We start from the raw sequence: 22,403 nt of genomic DNA on the forward strand, positions 1-22,403 counted from the left end.
CTGTGACAACCACCCCGATTGCACGCGCATCACACGCTCGGTCCTTGGGCCGCATGCTTGTGGTGCGCGTGCTCGGCACCATCGGCATCCTGCTGGTGCTCTCCATCATCGTGTTCTCGATGCTGCATCTCGCCCCCGGCGACATCGTCAAGAACCTGCTCGGCAATCGGCCATCATCTCCGGATGCTGTGGCGGCGATCCGCGCGCAATACAATCTCGATCAGCCGCTCTATATGCAGTACCTGATCTGGTTGGGCAATACCCTCACCGGTGACTTTGGGCAGTCCATTCGTCTGCAAGATTCGGTGTCGAATGTGATTGGCTCGCGCCTTGGCATCACGGCTGCGCTCAGTGGACTCGCGTTCCTCCTTGCTGTGATCGTCGCCGTTCCGCTCGGCGTGCAAAGCGCTGTTCGTTCGGGAAGCTGGATCGACCGTTTCGCCACCGGCTTCGGCATCGTCGGCCTCAGCGCCCCCACGTTCGCCGTCGGCCTCCTCCTTCTCTATGTCTTCGCTTTCTACCTGCCGATCTTTCCTGTCTATGGGTCGGGCGACGGTGGCCTCGACACTCTCTGGCACCTCGTGCTGCCCGCCATCACTCTGGCGCTCGGACTTGGCGCGATCATCCTCAAGCTCACCCGCACGGCCATGCTGCGCGAACTCGAAAGTGACTATGTAACCTTTGGTCGTGCGCGCGGCCTGCCCGACCGCCAAGTGCATATGATCGCGCTGCGCAACGCCGCCATCCCCATCGTGACCGGCGCGAGCCTTGTGTTGACGTTCCTCGTCGGCGGCACAGTGCTGGCCGAAACGACCTTCGCCCTGCCAGGACTCGGCACTCTGTTGCAAGGCTCCGTGCTGTTCAAGGACATCGCCGTCGTGCAAGCCCTCACCCTGTTGGTGGCCGTGACGATTGCGATCATCGCGCTACTGGCCGACCTTGCCTACATCTTCCTCGACCCCCGCATCCGCGCCAAGGAGAGTGCTCAGTGAGCAGCACCGAAGCTATCGTCTTAGCGAAACTTCCGCGGTCGCGCCGTCGGCATCCGGTCGCCGTGTGGTTGTCGCTCGCCCTACTCGGAGTCGTCGCCTTCTTGGTGCTCTTCGGCAATCTGATTGCCCCGGATGCCACAGCCCAGTCGATCCTCGATTCGCTCCTGCCCCCGGGCAGCCCTGGTCACCTTCTCGGCACTGACGAACTCGGTCGCGACGTGCTTGCTCTGACGATCGCGGGAGCAGCCTCCGCTCTCGTTGGTCCGGTGTGCGTGGCACTCGGGTCGATGATTCTTGGCATTCTGCTCGGCACGGTTGCGGGTTACTTGCGTGGCCCCATCGACTTCATCATCGGGCGCTGGACCGACCTTCTCTTCTCACTTCCGCTGCTGCTGGCAGCGATCGTGGTTGCTGGCGTCTTCGGCGCTGGCTACTGGATGACCGTGCTGCTGCTGATCTTGCTGTTCTCGCCCTCGGACATCCGCATTGTGCGCGCCGGGGTTATGGAACAGGCCGCGCGGCCCTTCGTGGAGGCAGCCCAAATGCTGTCGCTCTCGAAGACGCGCATCATGTTCACGCAGGTGTTGCCGAACGTGTGGTCGTTGATCATCACCAACTCGATGCTCAACGTAGCGTTTGCTCTTGTCGCCTTCTCGTCGCTGTCGTTCTTGGGTGTTGGTGTTGCGCCGCGCACGGCCGATTGGGGCCGTCAGCTCACGGATGGTCGCGCGATCATGATTGACAACCCGGCGGCTGTTCTTATTCCCGCTCTGCTCATCATCGGCGTTGCCTCAGCGGCAAACCTTGCCGGTGACTGGCTTGGCCAAAACTTGACTCGAACGGGACGCTCATGACCGACACCGACGTAGCCAACACTGCCGCTGCAGCCAGGAACAGCCCCAGCACCACCGCCCAAGTGACCGTCACTGGGCTCACGATCGACGGGCCAGCTGGCGTTGTTGTCGCGCCCTTCGATTTCTCCATCGCGCCAGGCGAAACCCTTGCGCTCATCGGCGAATCGGGCTCGGGCAAGACCCTTTCCGCCAAAGCTATCGCCGGGCTCCTACCTGCCGTCTTCACTGCACGTGGCACCATTGCGCTGTCGAGTGCGACGATTGAGCTGCCATCAACGGATGCCATCTGGCGAGCCACTCGTGGTCGCCGCATTTCACTGCTGCTGCAAGATCCGTTCACGAGCCTGAGCCCGGTGCACCGTTGCGGCACCCAAATCGGAATGACGATCGATGCCGCGAGCGCGACCCGTCTCAGCCGCGAGGAACGCACCGCTCGCATCACGCAAAGCCTCGCCGAGGTGAACCTGCCCGCGGATGTCGCGCGCGCCTACCCGCACGAACTCTCCGGTGGAATGCGTCAACGGGTTGCCATCGCGGCGGCCCTCGCCACTGACCCCGAACTGCTCATTGCTGACGAGCCAACCACGGCTCTCGATGCGAGCAACCAGGGTGAGATTCTCGACCTGCTTCGCGGTCTGCAAGAGAAGCGCGGCATGGCCGCCTTGCTCATCTCGCACGACCTCGGAATGGTGCGCGGGCGTGCAGAGCACGTGCTCGTGATGCGCCACGGCGACATTGTGGAGCGCGGTGTCACGAGCTCCGTGCTTAATGCGCCAAGCCACCCGTACACTCGGGCGCTGATCGAAGCCGACCCCTCGTTGACCGACCGCTCGGCTGGGGTCGTGCGTGCGGCATCCGGTGCGGCTGCTGGCGGCGATGCAGCGCAAACGGCCGATCTCGTTGTTGCCACTGACATCACCAAGAGCTTCGGCGATAAGGTCGTGCTGCATGGGGTGAGCGTGACCGTGGGCCGCGGCGAGACTGTGGGCATTGTCGGTGAGAGCGGTTCGGGCAAGACCACCATCGCGCGCTGTGTTGCCGGACTCGAACGAGAAACCAGCGGTCTGATCGAGTTCGATGGTGTCGCTCTCGCGCCGGGCCGTGACTCACGAACACCCCAGCAAATGCAGATCGTCTTCCAAGACCCGTATTCGTCGCTAAACCCGATGATCAGTGTTGGTCGGTCGCTGAAGTTGGCGTTGCGGGTGGCGGGGCGTCCGGCATCCGACCTCAATGGGCTTCTGCAGTTGGTTGAGCTGCCCGCCGACTTTGCGAGCAAACGCCCAGCCGAACTTTCGGGAGGCCAACGGCAGCGCGTGGCGATTGCCCGCGCGCTCGCTGTGCAACCGCAACTTTTGATTTGTGACGAATCAGTCTCCGCTCTCGACGTCTCGGTGCAGAAACAGATTCTCGATCTGCTGGCCAAGCTGCGCGCCGATCTCGGGCTCTCGATCCTGTTCATTTCCCACGATCTCGCTGTCGTACGTCAGCTTGCCGACCGGGTCTATGTGCTGCGCAATGGCGAAGTTGTCGAGTCCGGCCGGTGCCACGACGTGCTCAACACCCCGACTCATCCCTACACTCAGGCGCTCGTTGCCGCGTCCATTCACGAAGCACCCACTCACTGATATCGATGCCACAAGCTGTCGAAATCGTCTCGAAAGGATCCCGTGGAACTCTCCACTTCCGCCCCTGATTCGCCAACCGCTGCGAGTTCTGAAACCGTTAAGCGGCTAGCGCCAGCCGACCTGCCCAAGCACCTCATCCACGCTCTCGGCGCCGACCGCGCCGCCCAGTGGCAACGTGACCGCGAACCGTACAACCCCCAAGTGTGGATGCTCGACTCCCCTGCAGGCAGTGCCGCCGCCCTCACCTCTGGTCGCCCGAATACTCGCTACACGAAGCTCGTTGACCTCTGGGTTGGCGCCGCTCCCGCTGACGCGGCGGACACGCACGCGGCGAACGTGCACGCGCCCGGACGCACTCTCCTCGACCAGGTCATCGCTGCTTCGGTTGCTCGCGGTGACGCTTGCCTCAAATGGCAGCTCCCCGCGGATGCCGACCTTCCCGGTTTCGCTCACGATCTCGGCTTCACCGAATTGCGCGACCCTATTTCCTCTGCTGATGGCACGCAGGGGGTTCGTGGTTTTGTGCTGTGGCATGATGCGTGGCCGCACGATCAATTGCGCTATTACGGCCAGACGACGATGTTCACGTGTGGTGCTGTCGCCGCGATGACGGCCCTCAGCCATCTCGGCCTTGAACCGTTTGCTGACACGGAAGACGAGGATGCCCGCGAGCGCGAACTTGCCTTCTGGCGTGCGGCCACCAATTTTCCGGCCTGTGAACCTCTCGGTCTGGCTGTTGCGGTGCACGATGTGATCGCTCAGGCCGCGACCGGCATCACCCTCGAACTGCACCTCGACACGACCGAACCGACGCTGCTCGAAACGTATGAGGGCGAAGAGCGCGCGTTTCGGGAGCAGTTGCAGGCACAGTCTCGCGCCGAGGCCGCGAGCCGCGGCATCCGGCAGCATACCGCCCCGCTGTCGATCGAGCAGATCACTGCGCGGGTGGCGGGCGGCGAACTCGCAATCCTGTTGATTGAAGAGGAACCCATGCACGATGCGTCTACCCCGCACTGGGTCGTTGCCCACTCGGTAAAGGGCGACACCGTGCTGCTCAATGATCCGTGGATCACTGCCGAGCAGGGCGAGACATGGGTCGATTCTCACGATCTACCGGTGTCGTTGGCGGTGCTCGACCAGATGATCGCGTTTGGTGACCCGGCTTATCGCGGAGTGATTTTTGTGGCACGCTAGCTCTCAGCGACGTGACGATCGGGTGAGGAGTCGCCGTGAGCAACCCTGAAGAGAACCCCGCCGAGGTGGTGTGTGAAACGCACCCCGGCACCGGCGTGCAACTGCTTGAGCCTCGCGAAGTTCCGCTCGGCGGTCCGCGTGCCATGAACGTGCGACGCACTCTTCCCCAACGGTCCCGTTCGCTCATCGGTGGTTGGTGTTTCGTCGACCACTATGGGCCAGAGTCCACGCGGATGCACGTGCCGCCGCATCCGCATACGGGGTTGCAAACCGTGAGCTGGCTTTTCGCCGGCGACATCGAGCACCGCGATAGCGTCGGCAGTCTCGCGACCGTTCGGCCGGGAGAGTTGAATCTCATGACGGCAGGTCGCGGCATTTCGCATTCGGAGGTCTCGCCCGCCGAGCCGACCCTGCTGCACGGGGCCCAGCTGTGGGTTGCACTGCCTGACGCGCACCGCGACACCGCCCCCACTTTTGAAAATTTCGCACCAACCCCCTTCGATCATCAGGGGGCCAGCGTCAGTGTGTTTATCGGTGAACTTGCCGGGGTCTCCTCACCGGCGCACGTCTTCTCTCCCCTGCTGGGCGCACAGTTCAACATCCCGGCTGGCACCACCATCACGCTTTCCGTCAACGCGGGATTCGAACACGGTGTGCTCGTGGATGCCGGAGACGTGACTGTCGCCAGCGTGCAGACCCCCACCGATCACCTCGCCTATCTCGCTCCCGGCCCCACCAAGTTAACGATCACTGCAGCGACGGATGCCCGGCTCTTGCTTCTGGGTGGCGAACCGCTCGGCGAAGCCATCATCATGTGGTGGAACTTCATCGGGCGCAGCCACGACGAGATCGTCGACTTCCGTGCGCAGTGGCAGGCTGACGTGATTGCTGGCGGCAACCCCGCTGGACGTTTCGGCACCGTCGAGAACTTTGACGGGCACCCGCTACCGGCACCAGAACTACCGACGATCAGACTGAAACCGCGCGACTAGTTCTGGGCGACTACTTCTGGGCGATTAGACCGCGGTCACTCGAAGGACGAGTGCTTCGTCGGGGTGCAGAATCGGCAGCGGGAGGCCCACCGATGCGAGTGCCGCACCCGACAGAACGACTTCGCCATCGGGCCACCACGCTGGTACGGTACCGGGGTAGGTTGCCGCCGCCGCGCCAACATCAACGGCACTGACGCGGTAGCTGCGGTGCGCTTCGAGACCGGGCAGACGCTGGGCGGTCGGGACGGCATCCGCGGGCGTCGTGAGGCACGTAATCCAATAAACAGCTTCGGTCACGTGACCGGCGGCATCTTCCGCGAGGATGCCCGTCACAACGGGTTCGGCCACTGCGAGTTCACCGCGAACGACCCGGCCCGAGTGGATGAGATCGCGTAGCGAACGATAGGCGCCTGCCCACACTCGGAGGGCATCCCGCTCTTTAGCGGTTGTGGCGGTGAGGTCCCACTCGATTCCCGAATGCCCCATGAGGGCGGTCGCGAGACGGAAGCCGAGAGACAGCGAACGCCCCGAGGTGTGCGCTGGCGAAGAGCCGACGTGTGAGCCTAGGTATTCGAACGGCACAAGCAGGTTGGTCCAGCGCATGATCGAGAAACGGTCGTGCGCATCGTTGGTATCGGATGGCCAGACGCGCTGCACGCGCTCAAGCACTCCGGCATCCACCCGGGCACCCCCCGAGGCGCACGACTCGATTTCGACGTGCGGGTAACGTTCGCGCAGTTCATCCATCAGGCGATAGGTCGCGGCAACATGACGGTGCACCGAGCCGCCGAGCAGGTCGCGATTCATGTCCCACTTCAGGTAACTGATTGCATACTCATCGAGAAGGGCGCTGATAGCGTCGCGCACGTGGGCGAAGGCGGCAGGGTTGTCGAGGTCGAGCACGAACTGATCGCGCCACGACTTCGGCAGCGGGCGGTCGTCGTCGCGAAGGATCCACTCTGGATGCTCGCGCGCAAGATCCGAGTCGAGAGACACCATTTCGGGCTCGACCCAGAGGCCAAACTGCATCCCGCTGGCTGTCACCCGATCAACGAGTGGAGCGAGACCCTCGGGCCATGCCGTGGCGTCCACCGTCCAGTCGCCGAGGGCACGCTTGTCGTCGGTGCGGTTGGTCATCCAGCCATCATCGAGAACGAAGCGTTCAACACCAACGTCGGCAGCAGCATCGGCGAGCGCCGCCAACTGCTCAAGGTTGTGGTCAAAGTAGACGGCTTCCCACGTGTTGAGGGTGAGCGGTCGCGGTGACGATGGGTGCGCGGGCAGGGCACGGAACCACTCTTGGAACCGGTCGCTCAGTCCGTCGAGTCCCGCATCCGACCAGGCCGCGTAGGCCCACGGTGACTCGTAGGTTTCGCCGGTTGCCAGCCGCACTTCGCCGGGGGCAAGAAGCTCAGCGGCGCCCACGGTCGTAACGCCGAGCGCTGTGCGGTCAATCCACACGCTCGTGTCGCCACTCGTGCCAAGGTGCATCGCCCAGACCTCGCCGTGGCGAAAGCCGAAACCGGGTGTGCCCGTCACCGTGAGGTAGGAGTCGTCGTGACCACGGCGACCGTGACGCGACTCGCGCAACCAGGTTCCGTAGTCAATGGCGGAGCGCTGAGGTTGGCGTTCGGCCGCCCAGATTCCCCTGAAGTCGAGTCGCTCAAGCGCAACGGGCGCGAGCGGAAGAATGGTGGCCAACGACGAGAGCTCGAAAGTCTCGGTGGCGATGTTGGTGAGGTGCGAGCGGCTGCGCAGCACTCCGGAGGCAGCCAGCTCAAAGGTGATCGTCAAACGCAGGGCCACGGCATCCGCCTCGACATCGCTCGAGTCAACGAGCGTGACCGTGATTCGCCCAGACTCCGGATGCTCGATGCTCTCGGTCCGCAGCGCAGGCCGACGCACTCGCGCACGGCTGGCATCCGCCCGCTGGTCGTGGCGGCCCTCAAGCGCCGGCAACCCGGTCCAGCCTTCGGCGAGCACGGGAACGATGCTCAGCCGGAAAGGTTCATCGATGGAACTCGGCCCGACGGCACGTTCGCGTGAATCAGCGAGTGCTGCGAGTTGGGCAGGGTCAAGTTCTCCGAGGTCTGCACCCCAGTGCGTGATCGACGGCACGCCCGTGCCGCGAGCATCCAGCACGAAGCTGGTGCCCGCGGCACGGAGGTGAACGATGTCGTTCGTGTTATTCGTTGACGGCAATCGCGGCAGCCTTCATGGCGTCGATTGTCTTCTGCTGACCGTTGGTTAGGGCCTCCGAGAGGGTGCCCGAACCGGAGATTGCGGCGGAGAATCCGTCAGCAACATCCGTGTAGGTCTGCGTCATGGTCGGGCCCCACGTGAAGTTGGGGTTGACCTCGGCGCCAGCAGCAGCGAACACGTCATAAATGTTCTGTCCGCCGTAGAAGTCCAGGCCTTCGGAGAATGCGGGCAGGTCGCCACCAGTCTTCGTTGCCGGGTAGATGTTTGCCGTCTTGTTCATGCTCGACAGTGCCTCTGGGTCAGTGTTCAACCAGAGTGCGAACTGTGCAGCCTCGTAGGGGTGCTCGCTTCCCTTGAGAACTGCTGTGCTCGATCCGCCCCAGTTGCCGGCAGCTGATTCGCCTTCGTTCCACTGCGGCATCTGAGTTACAGCCCAGTTGCCTGCGGTGTCAGGAGCGCCACTCGTGATGGTGTTTGCTCCCCAGACTGCGGAAACCCAGCTCCAGACGTCGCCCGAGTTGTAGCCGTTGTTCCACTCATCGGTCCACGGCGGGAGAACAGCAACGAGGTCCTGGTCGATCAGGTTCTGCCAGTACTCGGCAACCTTGATCGATTCGGGCGAGTCGAGAGTTACATTCCACGCTTCACCGTCGTTCTCGAACCACTGGCCATCAGCCTGCCAGACGAGACCAGCGAACGCGTTGATGTCGCTCTGCGAGAAGTTGGTGATGTAGCCACCCTCTGCGCGAACAGCCTTGGCTGCCTCTTCGAACTCTGCCCAGGTGGTCGGGATCGCAATTCCGGCGTTCTTGAACAGGTCAGCGCGGTAGAACAGGCCCTCGGGGCCGGTGTCCTGCGGCACTGCGTACACAGCGTTCTCTTCACCGAAAGTGACCTGGCTCCAGGTCCAGTCGATGAACTGGTCTTGAGCATCCAGCACTCCGGCACAGTCGGCGATGTTGACGACGCCGTCTTGCACGCGGAAGTTGGGCAGTGCGTCGTACTCGATCTGGCCGAGGTCAGGAGCGTTGCCTGCTTCAATCTGGTTGAAGAAGTTGTTGTACGTTCCGCCGTTACCGTTTGGTCCGGTCTGAACTTCAACCTGGATGTCGGGGTTCTTCTCGTTCCAGATAGCGACGGCGTCTTCCATGCCGGGCAACCAAGTGGTGAAGCTCAGAGTTACGGGTCCATCTGATGGGGCGCACGCGGCGGCGTCAGTGCCGCCGTCTGTGCCTGCTCCGGTTGAGCATGCTGAGAGTGCGAGCGCGGAAACGAGCACCAATGCTCCTCCAGCGCGAGCTATGCGATTAGCCATGCGATTACCTTCCTTGTGATTGTGATTGTGGTGCGGGGTTTCCCTCGGGGTAAGCCGAGTGGTCGAGAGGGCGACTACTTGATTGCGCCCGTTCCTAGTCCGCTGCGCCAGAAGCGCTGCAGACTGAGGAAAGCGATGATGAGCGGGATGATCGACAGCAGTGCACCGATGATCACGTACGCCCGAATTTCGGGGATCTGGCTGACTTGGCTATTCCAGATGTAGAGGCCAAGCGTGACGGGGAACAGTTTCTCGTCCCGCAGCATGATGAGCGGGAGGAAGAAGTTGTTCCAGATCGTGACGAACTGGAAGAGGAAGATCGTGACCATTGCTGGCGTCATCAGTCGAGTGGCAACCGTGAAGAAGGTGCGGACCTCGCCCGAGCCGTCAATACGGGCAGCTTCAACAAGCTCATCCGGCACGCTCGAGGTCGCATAGATGCGAGCGAGGTAAACACCGAACGGGCTCACGATGCTGGGCAGGAACACCGACCAGAACGTGTTGGTTGCGCCGACCTGGCTGAAGACCAAGAACAGCGGAAGCGCTAGGGCTGTTGCGGGAACCAGCACGCCACCGAGCACAACGTTGAAGAGCGTTTCGCGGCCACGGAAGCTGTACTTCGCCAGCGCGTAGCCCATCATCGTTGCAAAGAGTGTTGCGATGGCAGCACCCGCGCCGGCGTAAAGCACGCTGTTGAGCATCCAGCGGAAGAAGACGCCGTCGCGATAGGCCGCTAGGTTGCCGATGTTCTCGATGAGGTTGAAGTCAGCGAACCAGAGCGGTGCGCTCGTTGTGAAGTCAGCGCGGTCTTTCGTTGCGGCCACAAAGAGCCACCAGATCGGCACCAAGAAATAGAAGGTGCAGATGGCCATCACGAGCATGGCGCCCGCGCGGGAGAAGAGGCTTTCGCGAGGACCGTTGTGCTTCTTCACGGAAGTTGTCGTGGCACTCATCAGTCAGCCTTTCGCTGGGTGAACTTGAGCACGGTGAACGAGAGCGCGAAAGTGAAGAGCGCGAGCACGACCGAGAAAGCGGCAGCGAGGTTCACATTCGGCACGGATGCTGTCGAGTAGATGAGCAAGTTGGGCGTGAACGTGCTAGTCACGGCTGAGGTGAAGCTCTTGAAGACTTGAGGTTCAGCGAGCAGTTGCAGTGTTCCGATGATGGAGAAGATGGCGGTGAGCGTAATCGCCGGGGTGATTAGCGGGATCTTGATCGACCACGCGATGCGTGCCTGAGAAGCTCCATCGAGGCGAGCGGCCTCGTAGATTTCGCTGGGGATCGCGAGCAGTGCCGAGTAGATGATGATCATGTTGTAGCCCACGAACACCCACGTCACGACGTTAGCGATGGCCCACAGCACGAGGTCGGCGCCGAGGAAGTTGATTTCGCTCGTGATCGCAGTGAACGGTGACAGCTTGGGCGAGTAAAGGAAGCCCCACATGACCGCCGCGATAACACCGGGAACGGCATACGGTGCGAAGAACGCGAGGCGGAAGAAACGCTTGCCCCTGACGAGTGGGGAGTCCAGCAGCAGTGCGAGCAGCAACGCGAGGCCGAGCATGATCGGCACCTGCACGACACCGAAGGTGAGCACTCGAAGAATGGATGACCAGAAAGCGTCATCCTGGAACACTCGGGCGTACTGCACGAAGCCACCAAACACCTCCGTGGGCTTTCCGAACGTGCCTTCGCGTTCAACCGTCAGCAGCGACTGATAGATCGCGACCAGGATCGGCAAGATGTAGAACAGGGCGAACAGCACCGAGAACGGGGCGATAAAGAACAGCACCGCTCCACGGTTCTTCGTGGCCTTGGTGGCGCGGCGAACCTTTTTCGTCACCGCCCTCTTTGATGTTGCGGGCGTGGCAATGTCTGTAGTCATCGCGTTGCTCCTTCTTCGACAGTCAGGCGGATGACGCGAACGCCACCAGCGGGAACGGTCACCGAACCTGTGACCATAGTTTCCGTCAACAATTCTGTGCCGTCGGCGGGGAAAGATATCTCGTGAGCGCTGTGGTTAATCACAAAGCGGAAACGATCCGTATCGTTCGATCGCGTGACCACTTCGACTCCGGCAGGAAGATCAAGCTGCTCGACTCCAGCCTCGTTGAGAGCGCGGCCCATCAGGTCAGCAAAACTGGGCTCGTCGAGCGCGGTAGCCACATACCAGGCAGTTCCCGCGCCGAAGCTGTTGCGAGTGATGGCCGGCCCACCGGGCACCGGGCCGCTGGCAAACTCGGCTACGACATCCGCTGTGGTTGGGCGCACATGTTCGGCCCAGGTTGCCGCACGGCCGCCGTCGTTGAGCACAAGCTCGGTGTGGGGCGTGACGGGAAAGAACTGTTCGGTCCACGCACCGATGAGGGCGGGGAACGCACCGGGAGGGGTCTCGCCGGTTGGATCGAGTCGGATGCCGTCAGTCTCATCAACGATGCCAGAGAAGAACGTGACGACAGCCACGCCACCGGCCTCCACGAATCCCGTAATGACGTCGACGCTGGTGTCGTCGACGAGATACAGGGCAGGAACAACAACAAGTGTGTAGCCGCCAAGCGGAGCTCCGGGAGCGACAACATCAACGGTGACTCCGTTGGCGCGCAGCGCTTCGTAGGCAGCGTGCACTTGATCGAGGTAGCGCACATCGTGTGAGGGCTGCGAGTCACCTTCGGCGGCCCACCACGCTTCCCAACTGAAAACAAGTGCGACTGATGCCTCGACCCGAGTGCCCGCGAGAGACTCGAGCGCGTGGAGTTTCGCACCCAGGTCGAGGGTCTCACGCCAAATCGAAGTGTCAGTGCCGGCGTGAGGAAGAAGCGCCGAGTGAAATTTCTCGGCACCGTGTCGTGACGCACGCCACTGGAAGAAACAGACAGTGTCTGCACCCCTGGCAACATGAGTCAACGTATTGCGCAACATCTCGCCCGGCTGTTTGGCGAGGTTGTGGGGCTGCCAGCTCACTGCGCTGCTGGCCTGCTCCATGAGAATCCAGGGCTCACCCTGCGCGAGTCCGCGAGTGAGGTCGGCTGCAAACGACAGTTCACTTACCGGATGCGGCAGTCGGTGATCGAGGTAGTGGTCGTTAGCGATGACATCCATGTCGCTCGCCCACTGCCAGTAGTTTTGGCTGCGGATGTGAGCGGTGACCATAAAGTTTGTGGTGACGGGAATCGTGCTGACCGATCGGAGCAGCGCTGCTTCCCCCCGGTAGTAGTCGAGCAGTTCATCCGAACTGAAGCGAGCAAAGTCGACTCTTTGGGCTGGGTTTGCGGAGGAGAGTGTTGCTCTCGGGGGCAGAACCTGTTGCCACTCGCTGTAGCGCTGGCTCCAAAATGCGGTGCCCCACGCGACGTTGAGCGCCTCAATCGTTGAGTAGCGGGCCTGAAGCCATTCGCGGAACGCGGCCGCGGAAGTATCGCAGTAGCAGTAGGCGTTGTGGCATCCGAGTTCATTAGAAACGTGCCAGAGGGCGAGCGCGGGGTGCGAGCTATACCGTTCAGCCACCTTGGCCACGAGACCGAGAGCTGCTGTTCGAAACTCGGGTGAGCTGGGGCACCAGCCTTGACGGCCACCCGGCCAACGTCGCGTGCCGTCGGCTGCGGTGGGCAAAATACCGGGATGAGCGGTGGTGAGCCACGCGGGAGGCGATGAGGTTCCTGTGCCCAAATTGACGCGGATGCCGGCAGAGTGCAGCAGATCCATGATTGTGTCGAGGCGACCGAAACTGTACTGTCCCTGTCGCGGCTCAATCTCGGCCCAGCCGAAGATGTTGATCGCTACGAGGGTGACCCCAGCCTCCTGCATGAGGGCGATGTCCTGATGCCAGATTTCTTCTGACCACTGCTCGGGGTTGTAGTCACAACCGAGCACTAGGGAATCGGGTGACCAGCTCGCGACGCGATCTGCGCGGGGTGTGGTCACTCGTGCCTCCTTTGGCCTCTGACTCGACTGCTTGTGCAGCGGGTCTTTTTTTCTGCGGACGCTCTCTGTGAACGTGCACAGAACGCGACCCCAAAGAATCTCGATGATTTTCTGGGAGCGTGCACAGACTAAGCGAGGACGGATCGAAGTGTCAAGCTTTCGGCGTGTCTGTGAACGTGAACAGCCCCGGAATGGCGGGCGAGCGCCGACGCCAGTGAGCGCTAGCATGGAGGCATGGCAAGACTGGGTACCCGACCGCGTCGCGCGACAATCTTCGATGTCGCAGCGGAAGCGAACGTCTCACGCGGCACCGTCTCCCGCATGCTCAACGGAGAACCCTACGTTTCAGATTCTGCCCGCGAAGCAATCGAGAAAGCCATCGCCAAAGTTGGTTATGTGCGCAACATGGCCGCACGAAACCTGGCAACACAACGATCCAAAGCCATTGCGCTCATCGTGCACGAGCCCCACTCCGTCTTCCTCGAAGACCCCAACATCGGTGCAATTCTGCTCGGCACCAACGAACGACTCTCCGAAGCGGACTATCAACTCGTGTGCCTCATCATCGGCTCCGACCGCGACAGCACCCGCATCGCCGACTACCTTCGAGGCGGCTTCGTTGACGGCGCCGTCATCGTCTCCGCTCGCGAACACGATCCCATCGCCGATGCCATCGCGCACATCGGCCTTCCCGCCGTGTTCGTCGGCCACCCCGAAAGTGCCCCCGACATGAACTACGTCGGCATCGACAACCGCAGCGCAGCTCGAGATATCACTCGAGAACTCTTAGCAACGGGCCGCAAGCGGGTCGGCATGATCGCCGCCGCCCTCGACCGTGACTCCGGCAGCGAACGCCTCGCTGGCTTTCGGGATGCCATGGGTGACGCTTTCGACGAAAGTTTGGTTGTCGACTTCCCGCTCTACTCGCGCACGAGTGGCGTTGAGGGAATGAAGGCTCTTCTCGCGCGGGCTGGTGACATTGATGGTGTCTTCGCGGCATCCGATGCCGTCGCTGCTGGCGCAATGGATGTGCTTCGCGAGAGTGGCCGCACGGTGCCGGGCGACGTCGGGATCGTGGGCTTTGACGACAGCGATTGGGCCATGCGCTGCCAGCCGCAATTGTCGACAGTGCGTCAGCCAGCCGACCTCCTCGGCCGCGAGGCTGCCTCGATGGTGCTCGACCTCGTCAATGGCGTGACACCAGAAACTGTTGGGCGTATCTTGCCAACCGAAATCAAGTTGCGCGGCTCGATCTAAGAGCGGCTCGGCCTACACACCGTTCGACTCAAGCGGGGTCAAGCTCCATAAGCTCAGGACAGGGGCGACGCGTCGACGCGAGCGGCGGCCTTGGCACGCTCTTCTGCTTCGATCTTGGCGTAGCTGTTTCGTTCTGTGCGGTCGGAGCGAAGGATCGCTGCCATGACAATCCAAAAGATTCCGCCAACGGCAAGCGTCGGGATGACGGAGAAGATCGCGTTCGACCAGAATTCTTGAGGCACCTGTTCAGCCTAACCGTTGACGAAGGTGACGATGGCGATGAGGATCACAAGTCCCACCAGAGTCACAGTCATGATGAGGCGGGAGGATTTGCGGTCCACTACTGCGCTTTCACAAGAACGCCGACGATTCCTGTGACCACCATAAAGATACCGACGCCACCAACCAGCACCCACAGCGCAATGCGCATCGGTGTGATCGTCGACTTCTCAGGCTTCTCAGGCTTCTCAGAATCAGTCATCGCTGCTACTTCACCAACGGGAACAGGATGGTTTCGCGGATGCCGAGGCCGGTAATAGCCATCAGCAGGCGGTCGACGCCGACACCGATTCCACCGGTCGGCGGCATGCCGTGCTCGAGCGCGCGGATGAAGTCTTCGTCGAGGCGCATGGCTTCAACATCACCCTGGCTGGCAAGGAGTGCCTGTTCCACGAAACGTTCGCGCTGAATCACGGGATCAACGAGCTCGGAATAGCCGGTCGCCAATTCGAAGCCACGAACGTAGAGGTCCCACTTCTCGACGACACCTTCGATGGAGCGGTGGTCCCGCACGAGCGGGCTCGTGTCGACGGGGAAGTCCATGACGAAGGTCGGGCGGTCGAGGCCCGGCTTCACGTAGTGCTCCCACAGCTCTTCAACGTACTTGCCGTGGGTGGGCTGGGTGACCGCGATGCCGACGGTATCCGCCAGCACCTTCAGTTCGTCAGTGGGAGTCTGCGGCGTGACGCTCAGGCCGGCTGCTTCGTTGAGGGAGTCATACATCGAGATGCGTGCCCACTCGCCGCCGAGGTCGTACTCGGTGCCATCGGAGAGCGTGACGAGTGTCGAGCCGGTGACCGCAAGGGCGGAGTTCTGAACGAGCTCCTGCGTGAGGTCTGCCATCTGGTTGTAGTCGCCGTAAGCCTGGTAGGCCTCGACCATCGCGAACTCGGGCGAGTGCGTGGAGTCAGCACCCTCGTTGCGGAAGTTGCGGTTGATCTCGAAGGCGCGCTCGATGCCACCAACGACGGCACGCTTCAAGAACAGTTCGGGAGCGATGCGCAGGTACAGCTCGGTGTCGAACGCGTTGGAGTGTGTGACGAAGGGGCGAGCAGACGCTCCACCGTGCATCGTCTGCAGCATCGGCGTTTCGACTTCGAGGTAGTCGTGCGCGGCGAATGTGGCGCGCAGGCTCGCGTTGACCTTGGCACGAGCGCGCACCGTGAAGCGGGCTTGGTCGCGAACAATGAGGTCAAGGTAGCGGCTACGAACACGCTGTTCGTCGCTCAACTCGGAGTGAAGGTTGGGCAGGGGAAGCACGGCCTTGGCGGCGATCTTCCATTCCTTGACCATGACGGACAACTCACCGCGACGGCTGGAGATGATCTCGCCGTTGACGAAGAGGTGATCACCGAGGTCGACAAGGTCTTTCCACTGCGCGAGCGACTCTTCGCCAATTTCTCCGAGAGAGACCATGACCTGGATTCGCTGGCCATCGCCGGCCTGCAACGAGGCGAAGCATAGCTTGCCGGTGTTGCGCAAGTGCACAATGCGCCCAGCAAGACCAACAATGTCACCGGTGGTGGCATCCGTTTCAAGGTCGGGGTACTTTGCGCGCACTGCGGGAATGCTTGTGGTGATTGCGACACCTACGGGGTAGGCCTCTGCCCCAGAATCGATGAGTCGCTGACGCTTCTCAAGCCGAACAGCTTTCTGTTCAGAAACTTCGGCTTCGGTAGGGTCAGGAGCGTTTGCGGCGTCATTCACGCCCTCAATCGTAGCGGGGATGCGGCTGCGGCGCCGCGCCCCGAACTCCGCCGGAAAACTAGCCGACGTAGAGGCTTGAGTTGTCGATCAGTCGAGTGTCACCAACGCGGGCCGCAACGATTGCGGTTGCTGGACCGCGGAAGCCATCGGGTACCGGCATGAACGTCTCAGTGTCGACGACCGTGAAGTAATCGAGCTCAGCCCGCGACTCCCCCATGAGTGCACCCTGCGCTGCAGCGATGACAGCATCAAGGCCGCTATCGGCGGCCGAGGTCGCAGCCTTCAGCGCGGTCGACAGGATCGTTGCTGCCTCACGCTGGCTGGCATCCAAGAACTGGTTGCGGCTCGACAGCGCAAGGCCATCTTCTTCACGAACAGTCTCAATGATTTCGAGACGAACCGGGATGTTGAGGTCGGTGATCATGCGGCGAACCAGAAACAGCTGTTGGGCATCCTTCTGGCCGAAGGTCGCAAACTGCGGTGCGGTGATCGCGAGCAACTTTGCTACCACGGTAAGCACGCCATCGAAATGGCCGGGGCGCGTTTTGCCCTCGAACATGGTGCCGATCTGGCCTGCGGAAATCGTCGTGGAGGTCGGCCCCTTCGGGTACATCTCCTCAACACTGGGCGCGAAGACGTAGGGCACGCCAAGCTCGCCCAGGATGTCGAGATCTTCATCCATGGTGCGCGGATATTTGTCGAGGTCTTCGCTGGCACCGAACTGCGTCGGGTTTACGAAAATCGACACAATCCGAACATCCGCAAGCTCTGCCGCGCGCTCAACATGAGCAACATGACCGGCATGAAGCGCACCCAAAGTCGGGGTCAACGCGATCGTGTGGCCAGCCGCACGTTCGTGCGCGACAACATCGCGCATACCGGCGACGGTCTCAATAACTTGGGGGCGGGGGTGTGAGCTCACGAGGGATCCTCCTGTGAATGGGGCCTCGAATCGGGGTCGAACGAGGAAAGGTCGATCGTAGTCGCAGTTGCACCGGCAAGCGCACTTTCGACTGATGACCGCAACAGCGGGCCGAGCACGCGGGCGGGATTCTCCACACCAACGTCCTTCAACAAATCGAGGGACTGCCCCACAATCGCTGCCGAAAAACTTGTTGCCGTGCTGACCGCTTCAGCCCACGCTGCACGCTCGCTTTCGGCAATGACAATGGGCTCAGCGCCCATCTCAACAACGAGCGCCTGAGCAATCGGCAGCACCGGGGTTGGCGCACTCACGGCGCAATACGTTTCGTGGAGGCGGGTGAGGTCAAGGCTGGTTCCCGTGAATACCATTGCGGGATGCACGGCCAACGGAATTGCGCCGGCAGCCAATGCCGCCGACAGCGCGCCGTAGCCAAGCCCCGGTGCCGTATGCAGCACAAGTTGCCCTGGCTGCCAGACTCCAGCAGCAGCAAGGCCCCGCGAAAATGGTTCGATTTCCGTCTCAGGAATCGCCAAGATGACGAGCTCACTTCGTTCGACGAGAGTGGGGATGTCGAGCACGGGAACGTCAGGCAAGATCGCGCTCGCGCGTTCGAGGTTACGTTCGGAGGTCGCCGCAATTCCGACGATGGCGTGGCCAGCACCCGCGAGGGCAGCGCCGAGGATCGGGCCGACTTTACCCGCACCGATGATGCCGATACCGAGTCGACCTGCTGCCTTAGCCACTAGCTCTCTTCTCCAGACGCGGGTGCGCTGACCATACCGTCATTGCTGCGCCAGCGATGGCTCGTATCAACATTGGCTGCGTTCACTGCCGCACGGGAAACTTTATCGAAGAACTCGATGACATCCGCGCGATCGAGTGCACCGATGGTGGCCGTGATGGGTCCGGCGACAGTGTGCACGCGCAATTCTGCGAGGCCCATCCGGCGCAGCAGTGGGCCCTCACTCATGCTGACGCTCTGCATACGCGCTTGAGGAACCAGCACAAGTGAACGCCAGATTGCTCCCTTACGCAGGGCTACGGCATCCGAGATCATGGTGAAGCCGTTGCGACGCCACGAGAACCAGCGCAACACCGCTGCCCGCTTGGGCGAGGTGACGTAGGCATCGTCGTGGGCACCAGCGGCAAGCCCCGCTTCAAGAAGTTCGCGAGACGCATCATCCGCGAGGCTCGGCAACACAAGCTGCAGTACGCGGTGAACATCAGCCATATCGCCAACGGGCAGAAGTGTGGTTTTTGCCACTTCCCCGCTCGAACTAGACGCTTGCGAGGCCGTATTGATCTTGATCTCCCACCACCCGGCCGGGCGCCACAGGATCGGCTGCGAAACCTCAACAGCGTGAATGCGCCCCGGCGGCAGGGTTTCGTTGGTGGTCGACAGCAGACCGTAGCCGACCCGGATGCCGTCACTCGTCGATGCGATCGAATACCGCAATGACTTCGTAATCCGAGAGAACAGATAGCCGGCAAGTCCAAGCACACCGGGAAGGAACGCAATTAGCCACAGGTATTCCCCCGTGATCGAGATCATCACGATGATGCCGATCGCCACAAGAACCGCAATAATCGTCGCTTCACTCAGCACAACGGAACCGATAAGTCGCGGCAGCCGAATGCGCACGATCGACTCGGGTGGTGCGGCATCCGGGTCAAGTTCTGGGGCAATGAACTCATTGACACGCTTCTCGATGAGACCACGATGCTCGCCGTGGCTGGCGTTCTCACCCGCTGCTGTAGGGGCAGCAGCAGCTTCGGCAGCACGCGTTCCTGAAGCAAGTTGCAGGATGGCGCGGCGCAAGTCATCGGCCCCACGGGAACTCAAGTAGGCGAGCTCAACATTCGCATCTTGACCGGCAACATTCACTTCGAGCTTTGCCGCTCCGAAGAGGCGCGCAAAGAGTGGGCGCGAAATATTGATGCCCTGAATACGGTCGAGCCGACCTCGACGGTTCGTGCGGAACAGGATGCCGCTGCGCACCTCAACAAGCTCATCGGTGATGCGGAAGGTATTCATCCGCCACGACAAATAGAACCCGAGCACAGCGAGAACGAGAACGGCAAGAACAATAAGCACTGCCGGAACCAAGAAACCAGAATCGGCGAGTCGGGTGAACGGGTCGAACTCATTGCGACTGTTGAAAAGGGTGTCAATGAAGAAATCGCGAGCGTTGACAACGATCACACCAATGACGGCAATGAGGGCAATGCCACCGCGAAGTAGCGGGGTGGCCGGGTGAAGTCGGTGCCACTCACCATCGGCGAGACGCTGCACTTCGACCGGCAATTGCGCGACGGGCCCTGAGGCAGGCACTGCGTCGCTAGGTGCCTTGGGACCGGTGTAGGGACCGGCATTGGGCACTGCGTCGGCCGAAAACTCGTCGTCGCTAAGCTCGGTCACAGTCCGGCCCTGCGGCTCTCGGCCAGCGCAACGAGTGTGTCTCTCAACTCCTCGGCGTCCTGCTCGGGCAATCCAGGAATAACAACACCGGTGGATGCCGCAGCGGTCACAAACTTGAGTTCGCTCAAACCAACAGCGCGATCGAGTGGGCCGCGGTTGATATCAACGAGCTGCATGCGGCCGTAGGGAACCGAAACGACACGTCTGAACATCAAGCCGCGCCGAAATACGAGGTCATCATCACGCAGCATGTAGCCGATGGCGCGCACGCGTCGTGGCGTAAGAAGGATGTTGATGAGGAAGATAACGCCAAGCGAAATGGGGATCGCGGCAAACCATTGGATGCCCGTCACAAAGGTGGGGATCGAGGTTGCTGCTGACACTATGAGCCCAAAAATGATGAGTCCGACAACTTCAACAACGATGTACTTTCGCGAAACTCCGCGCCACTCAGTGTCAGGTAGGTCCAGTCGCTCGGTCACGCTGCTCCTTGGGGATCCATCGGATTCTTCGACGACGAGTCTTCGTCATCGGGCGGGAGCGTGCACAAATGTTCGGCAACGAGTCCCGCGATCAGTAACCCTATCGCGGCGCCCGAAACGACAAAACTTACCGTAATAGAGCTTGCGCCCGGCGAGACTGTGCGGCTCAGCAGGTACACCGCGATCGCCACAGCACCACCTCCGAGCAGTGCGCCCGAGAAACTCGACGCCTTGGCCAACACCACCACGCGCAGAGCATAAAAGGGATTCACCCGCTGGCGGCGCAATCCGCGAGAGGAACGGTAGATGGGAACAGCGAGCACGACGACAACAACGGCGATGACAACAAGGGAAATCGCCAGCGAGAGTGATGGGATGACAATCGGGCGACCGGATGCCGTCAACAGCACCTCAAGCAACCATCCGGCAGCAGCTCCTACCGCCGCCAGCATGATCAAATGCAGTGGCGAAGTGCGGCTCACCACAGCGGCTCCGCCTCAAACTCTGTCGCGTCATTCTCAATCCCCGCGAGCAACTCTGAAGCGCGACCGAGACCCGGCAGCGCGGCCTCGGGGTCGAGTTGCAGCCACGGCACAAGCACAAACGCGCGCTCCGCAGCGCGCGGATGCGGAATTGTCAGCACTTCGTCGTCGATCAGCAAGTGGGCGAACGTCACGATGTCGATATCGAGAGTGCGGTCACCCCAACGCTCATCGCGCACGCGACCATGCTCGGTTTCGATGCGCTGCAACTGTTCGAGCAAGGCATGGGGCTCCAGCGCGCTTCGCGCCAACACGACAGCGTTGAGGTACGGCGGTGCCGAGTGGTCGACGCCGGCTACCTTCAGCGCCGGGGTTTGCACGACGCTGGATGCGGCATCCACTGAGACGCCGTCGATGCGAGAGATGGCATGAACGGCATCGCGCAGAGTCGACTCGCGGTTGCCCAAGTTGCTGCCGAGGGCAAGTACGAGGGGCAACTCGACTCGAAGTCGTTGCTGCCGAATCACGAGAGTTGTTGCGGCTCTGCGCTGAAGCCGGCGGTGTGTGCTTGAGCTGCGCGGTGCCGAGTGATGGTGACCGAAACATCATCGAATGGCACGGTGATTGGCGCTGAAGGCTTGTGGATGGTGATCTTGGTACTCACCGCTGCATCGTGGGCAAGCACAATGGTGGCAACACGTTCCGCTACCGTCTCGATGAGATCGACGGGGTTGGTTTCGACGGCAGAGACAATTTGCTCCGCCAGCTCGCCATAGTGGATGGTCTTGCTCAGGGCATCGGTTCGTGCAGCGACCGACAGGTCTAGGTACACCGTCGCATCCACAATAAAGACCTGGCCGGTGCGACGTTCATGGTCAAAGACGCCGTGGAAGGCGGTGGCGCGCAGCCCAGTGAGGGTGATTTCGTCCAGTGCGGGGTTCATTATTTTTTGCCCTTCTGCATCGCCGTATAGACAGCGAGTGCGACCTGTGTTGACGGTACATCGTGCACCCGAACGCCCCAAGCGTTAGCTTGCGCCGCTGCCGAACTGATCACTGCGGTCGCGAGGTCGCGATCGCTAATGGTGGCGTCTTTCGGGAGAAGTTTGCCGAGAAATCGTTTGCGCGATGCTCCAATCAGTAGTGGGTAGCAGAGCGACGAGAGTTCATCGAGTCTGGCCAGCAGTTGCCAATTGTGGCGCGCGGTTTTCGCAAAGCCAAGCCCGGGATCGAGCACTACGCGGTCGGGGTTTACGCCCCACACCATCATCTCGGCAAGACGGTCCTTGAGCTCGGTGCGCACATCGGTGACGACATCGTCGTAGTGCGCAAGGTTCGCCATTTCGGTGCTGTGGCCCCGCCAATGCATGGCGATGTAGAGCAGATCGGTCGCGGCAACGGTGCGATACATTTCGGGGTCGGCAAGTCCACCAGAAACGTCGTTGATGATGGATGCTCCCGCCTTCGCTGCGGCCATCGCAGTTTCGGCGTTCATGGTGTCAATGCTCACCGTCACGCCTTCAGCCACGAGCGCTTTGATCACGGGAATTACCCGCTGTTGCTCTTGGGCTGGCGGCACCCGATCAGCGCCAGGTCGTGTCGATTCTCCGCCGACATCCACGATGTCTGCACCCTGCTCGCGAAGCTCTATGCCGTGCTCTATGGCACGATCAACGTGTTCGAACTGCCCGCCGTCGCTAAACGAGTCTGGGGTCACATTGAGAATGCCCATTACCCGAGGAACGGGCACTTGGG

General features: G+C 61.6%; 22 protein-coding genes. 6 read left to right on the top strand and 16 right to left on the bottom strand.

Annotated elements, in window-relative coordinates:
- Window positions 1-2: 2 nt before the first annotated feature.
- The 5 genes from AC1ENN_RS12380 to AC1ENN_RS12400 are packed head-to-tail and all read left to right on the top strand — an operon-like array spanning window position 3 to window position 5,660.
- The gene (locus tag AC1ENN_RS12380; protein WP_480406158.1) at window positions 3-992 is read left to right on the top strand and encodes an ABC transporter permease; all 990 of its coding nucleotides are present in this window, start codon (window positions 3-5) and stop codon (window positions 990-992) included.
- Complete coding sequence (locus AC1ENN_RS12385) at window positions 989-1,846, top strand: ABC transporter permease (protein WP_480406159.1); 858 nt, start codon at window positions 989-991, stop codon at window positions 1,844-1,846. The genes AC1ENN_RS12380 and AC1ENN_RS12385 overlap by 4 nt, the downstream gene beginning before the upstream one ends.
- Complete coding sequence (locus tag AC1ENN_RS12390; RefSeq protein ID WP_480406160.1) at window positions 1,843-3,474, top strand: ATP-binding cassette domain-containing protein; 1,632 nt, start codon at window positions 1,843-1,845, stop codon at window positions 3,472-3,474. The genes AC1ENN_RS12385 and AC1ENN_RS12390 overlap by 4 nt, the downstream gene beginning before the upstream one ends.
- A gap of 42 nt (window positions 3,475-3,516) precedes the next feature.
- Window positions 3,517-4,668, top strand: a complete 1,152-nt coding sequence (locus tag AC1ENN_RS12395) for a peptidase C39 family protein (protein WP_480406161.1) — start codon at window positions 3,517-3,519, stop codon at window positions 4,666-4,668.
- A gap of 35 nt (window positions 4,669-4,703) precedes the next feature.
- Window positions 4,704-5,660 (top strand): pirin family protein, encoded by a 957-nt coding sequence (locus tag AC1ENN_RS12400; protein ID WP_480406162.1) that lies wholly within the window; start codon window positions 4,704-4,706, stop codon window positions 5,658-5,660.
- Window positions 5,661-5,684: 24 nt separating this feature from the next.
- On the opposite strand, the gene AC1ENN_RS12405 is transcribed toward AC1ENN_RS12400, so the two are convergent.
- The 5 genes from AC1ENN_RS12405 to AC1ENN_RS12425 form a co-directional block, all read right to left on the bottom strand.
- Entirely contained in the window at window positions 5,685-7,862 is a 2,178-nt protein-coding gene (locus AC1ENN_RS12405; protein ID WP_480406163.1) for an alpha-galactosidase, read from the bottom strand.
- Window positions 7,846-9,177, bottom strand: a complete 1,332-nt coding sequence (locus tag AC1ENN_RS12410; RefSeq protein ID WP_449647537.1) for an ABC transporter substrate-binding protein — start codon at window positions 9,175-9,177, stop codon at window positions 7,846-7,848. The genes AC1ENN_RS12405 and AC1ENN_RS12410 overlap by 17 nt, the downstream gene beginning before the upstream one ends.
- A 74-nt stretch (window positions 9,178-9,251) precedes the next feature.
- Window positions 9,252-10,130 carry a carbohydrate ABC transporter permease gene (locus AC1ENN_RS12415; RefSeq protein WP_219950126.1) on the bottom strand — a complete coding sequence of 293 codons (879 nt, stop codon included), beginning with the start codon at window positions 10,128-10,130 and terminating at the stop codon, window positions 9,252-9,254.
- Window positions 10,130-11,062, bottom strand: a complete 933-nt coding sequence (locus AC1ENN_RS12420) for a carbohydrate ABC transporter permease (protein WP_480406164.1) — start codon at window positions 11,060-11,062, stop codon at window positions 10,130-10,132. Before AC1ENN_RS12420 ends, AC1ENN_RS12415 begins: the two co-directional genes overlap by 1 nt.
- A complete protein-coding gene (locus tag AC1ENN_RS12425; protein WP_480406165.1) occupies window positions 11,059-13,098 on the bottom strand; it encodes a beta-galactosidase in 2,040 nt (679 codons plus the stop codon). The genes AC1ENN_RS12420 and AC1ENN_RS12425 overlap by 4 nt, the downstream gene beginning before the upstream one ends.
- Window positions 13,099-13,332: 234 nt before the next feature.
- Here AC1ENN_RS12425 and AC1ENN_RS12430 point away from each other — a divergent pair, with 234 nt between their 5' ends.
- Window positions 13,333-14,355: a LacI family DNA-binding transcriptional regulator gene (locus tag AC1ENN_RS12430; RefSeq protein WP_480406166.1), complete on the top strand. Its 1,023-nt coding sequence runs from the start codon at window positions 13,333-13,335 to the stop codon at window positions 14,353-14,355.
- Between the two features lie 53 nt (window positions 14,356-14,408).
- Here AC1ENN_RS12430 and AC1ENN_RS12435 read toward each other — a convergent pair whose 3' ends face one another.
- The 11 genes from AC1ENN_RS12435 to folP form a co-directional block, all read right to left on the bottom strand.
- Window positions 14,409-14,597, bottom strand: a complete 189-nt coding sequence (locus AC1ENN_RS12435) for a hypothetical protein (RefSeq protein ID WP_449647542.1) — start codon at window positions 14,595-14,597, stop codon at window positions 14,409-14,411.
- Window positions 14,598-14,695: 98 nt separating this feature from the next.
- Window positions 14,696-14,836 (bottom strand): hypothetical protein, encoded by a 141-nt coding sequence (locus tag AC1ENN_RS12440; RefSeq protein WP_449647543.1) that lies wholly within the window; start codon window positions 14,834-14,836, stop codon window positions 14,696-14,698.
- Window positions 14,837-14,841: 5 nt separating this feature from the next.
- Window positions 14,842-16,341, bottom strand: coding sequence for a lysine--tRNA ligase (gene lysS / locus AC1ENN_RS12445; protein WP_480406167.1), 1,500 nt, complete (start codon window positions 16,339-16,341; stop codon window positions 14,842-14,844).
- 58 nt (window positions 16,342-16,399) lie between these two features.
- Window positions 16,400-17,263 carry a pantoate--beta-alanine ligase gene (gene panC, locus AC1ENN_RS12450; protein WP_449647545.1) on the bottom strand — a complete coding sequence of 288 codons (864 nt, stop codon included), beginning with the start codon at window positions 17,261-17,263 and terminating at the stop codon, window positions 16,400-16,402.
- A complete protein-coding gene (locus AC1ENN_RS12455) occupies window positions 17,260-18,009 on the bottom strand; it encodes a DUF2520 domain-containing protein (protein ID WP_449647546.1) in 750 nt (249 codons plus the stop codon). Before AC1ENN_RS12455 ends, panC begins: the two co-directional genes overlap by 4 nt.
- Window positions 18,009-19,685 carry a PH domain-containing protein gene (locus AC1ENN_RS12460; RefSeq protein WP_480406168.1) on the bottom strand — a complete coding sequence of 559 codons (1,677 nt, stop codon included), beginning with the start codon at window positions 19,683-19,685 and terminating at the stop codon, window positions 18,009-18,011. The genes AC1ENN_RS12455 and AC1ENN_RS12460 overlap by 1 nt, the downstream gene beginning before the upstream one ends.
- Window positions 19,682-20,167, bottom strand: coding sequence for a PH domain-containing protein (locus AC1ENN_RS12465; protein WP_480406169.1), 486 nt, complete (start codon window positions 20,165-20,167; stop codon window positions 19,682-19,684). Before AC1ENN_RS12465 ends, AC1ENN_RS12460 begins: the two co-directional genes overlap by 4 nt.
- Window positions 20,164-20,652: a DUF3180 domain-containing protein gene (locus AC1ENN_RS12470; protein ID WP_480406170.1), complete on the bottom strand. Its 489-nt coding sequence runs from the start codon at window positions 20,650-20,652 to the stop codon at window positions 20,164-20,166. Before AC1ENN_RS12470 ends, AC1ENN_RS12465 begins: the two co-directional genes overlap by 4 nt.
- Window positions 20,646-21,176: a 2-amino-4-hydroxy-6-hydroxymethyldihydropteridine diphosphokinase gene (gene folK / locus AC1ENN_RS12475; RefSeq protein ID WP_449647550.1), complete on the bottom strand. Its 531-nt coding sequence runs from the start codon at window positions 21,174-21,176 to the stop codon at window positions 20,646-20,648. The genes AC1ENN_RS12470 and folK overlap by 7 nt, the downstream gene beginning before the upstream one ends.
- Window positions 21,173-21,592 (bottom strand): dihydroneopterin aldolase, encoded by a 420-nt coding sequence (gene folB, locus AC1ENN_RS12480; RefSeq protein WP_449647551.1) that lies wholly within the window; start codon window positions 21,590-21,592, stop codon window positions 21,173-21,175. Before folB ends, folK begins: the two co-directional genes overlap by 4 nt.
- A complete protein-coding gene (gene folP / locus AC1ENN_RS12485) occupies window positions 21,592-22,398 on the bottom strand; it encodes a dihydropteroate synthase (protein WP_449647552.1) in 807 nt (268 codons plus the stop codon). The genes folB and folP overlap by 1 nt, the downstream gene beginning before the upstream one ends.
- Between the last annotated feature and the right edge of the window lie 5 nt (window positions 22,399-22,403).

The sequence above is a fragment of the Rhodoglobus sp. G.S.23 genome (assembly GCF_056675935.1).

Coding starts and splice junctions, on each gene's coding strand:
- AC1ENN_RS12390 (WP_480406160.1), top strand. CDS start 1,843: ATGACCGACACCGACGTAGCCAACACTGCCGCTGCAGCCAGGAACAGC.
- AC1ENN_RS12410 (WP_449647537.1), bottom strand. CDS start 9,177: ATGGCTAATCGCATAGCTCGCGCTGGAGGAGCATTGGTGCTCGTTTCC.
- AC1ENN_RS12415 (WP_219950126.1), bottom strand. CDS start 10,130: ATGAGTGCCACGACAACTTCCGTGAAGAAGCACAACGGTCCTCGCGAA.
- AC1ENN_RS12420 (WP_480406164.1), bottom strand. CDS start 11,062: ATGACTACAGACATTGCCACGCCCGCAACATCAAAGAGGGCGGTGACG.
- AC1ENN_RS12430 (WP_480406166.1), top strand. CDS start 13,333: ATGGCAAGACTGGGTACCCGACCGCGTCGCGCGACAATCTTCGATGTC.
- AC1ENN_RS12440 (WP_449647543.1), bottom strand. CDS start 14,836: ATGACTGATTCTGAGAAGCCTGAGAAGCCTGAGAAGTCGACGATCACA.
- folB (WP_449647551.1), bottom strand. CDS start 21,592: ATGAACCCCGCACTGGACGAAATCACCCTCACTGGGCTGCGCGCCACC.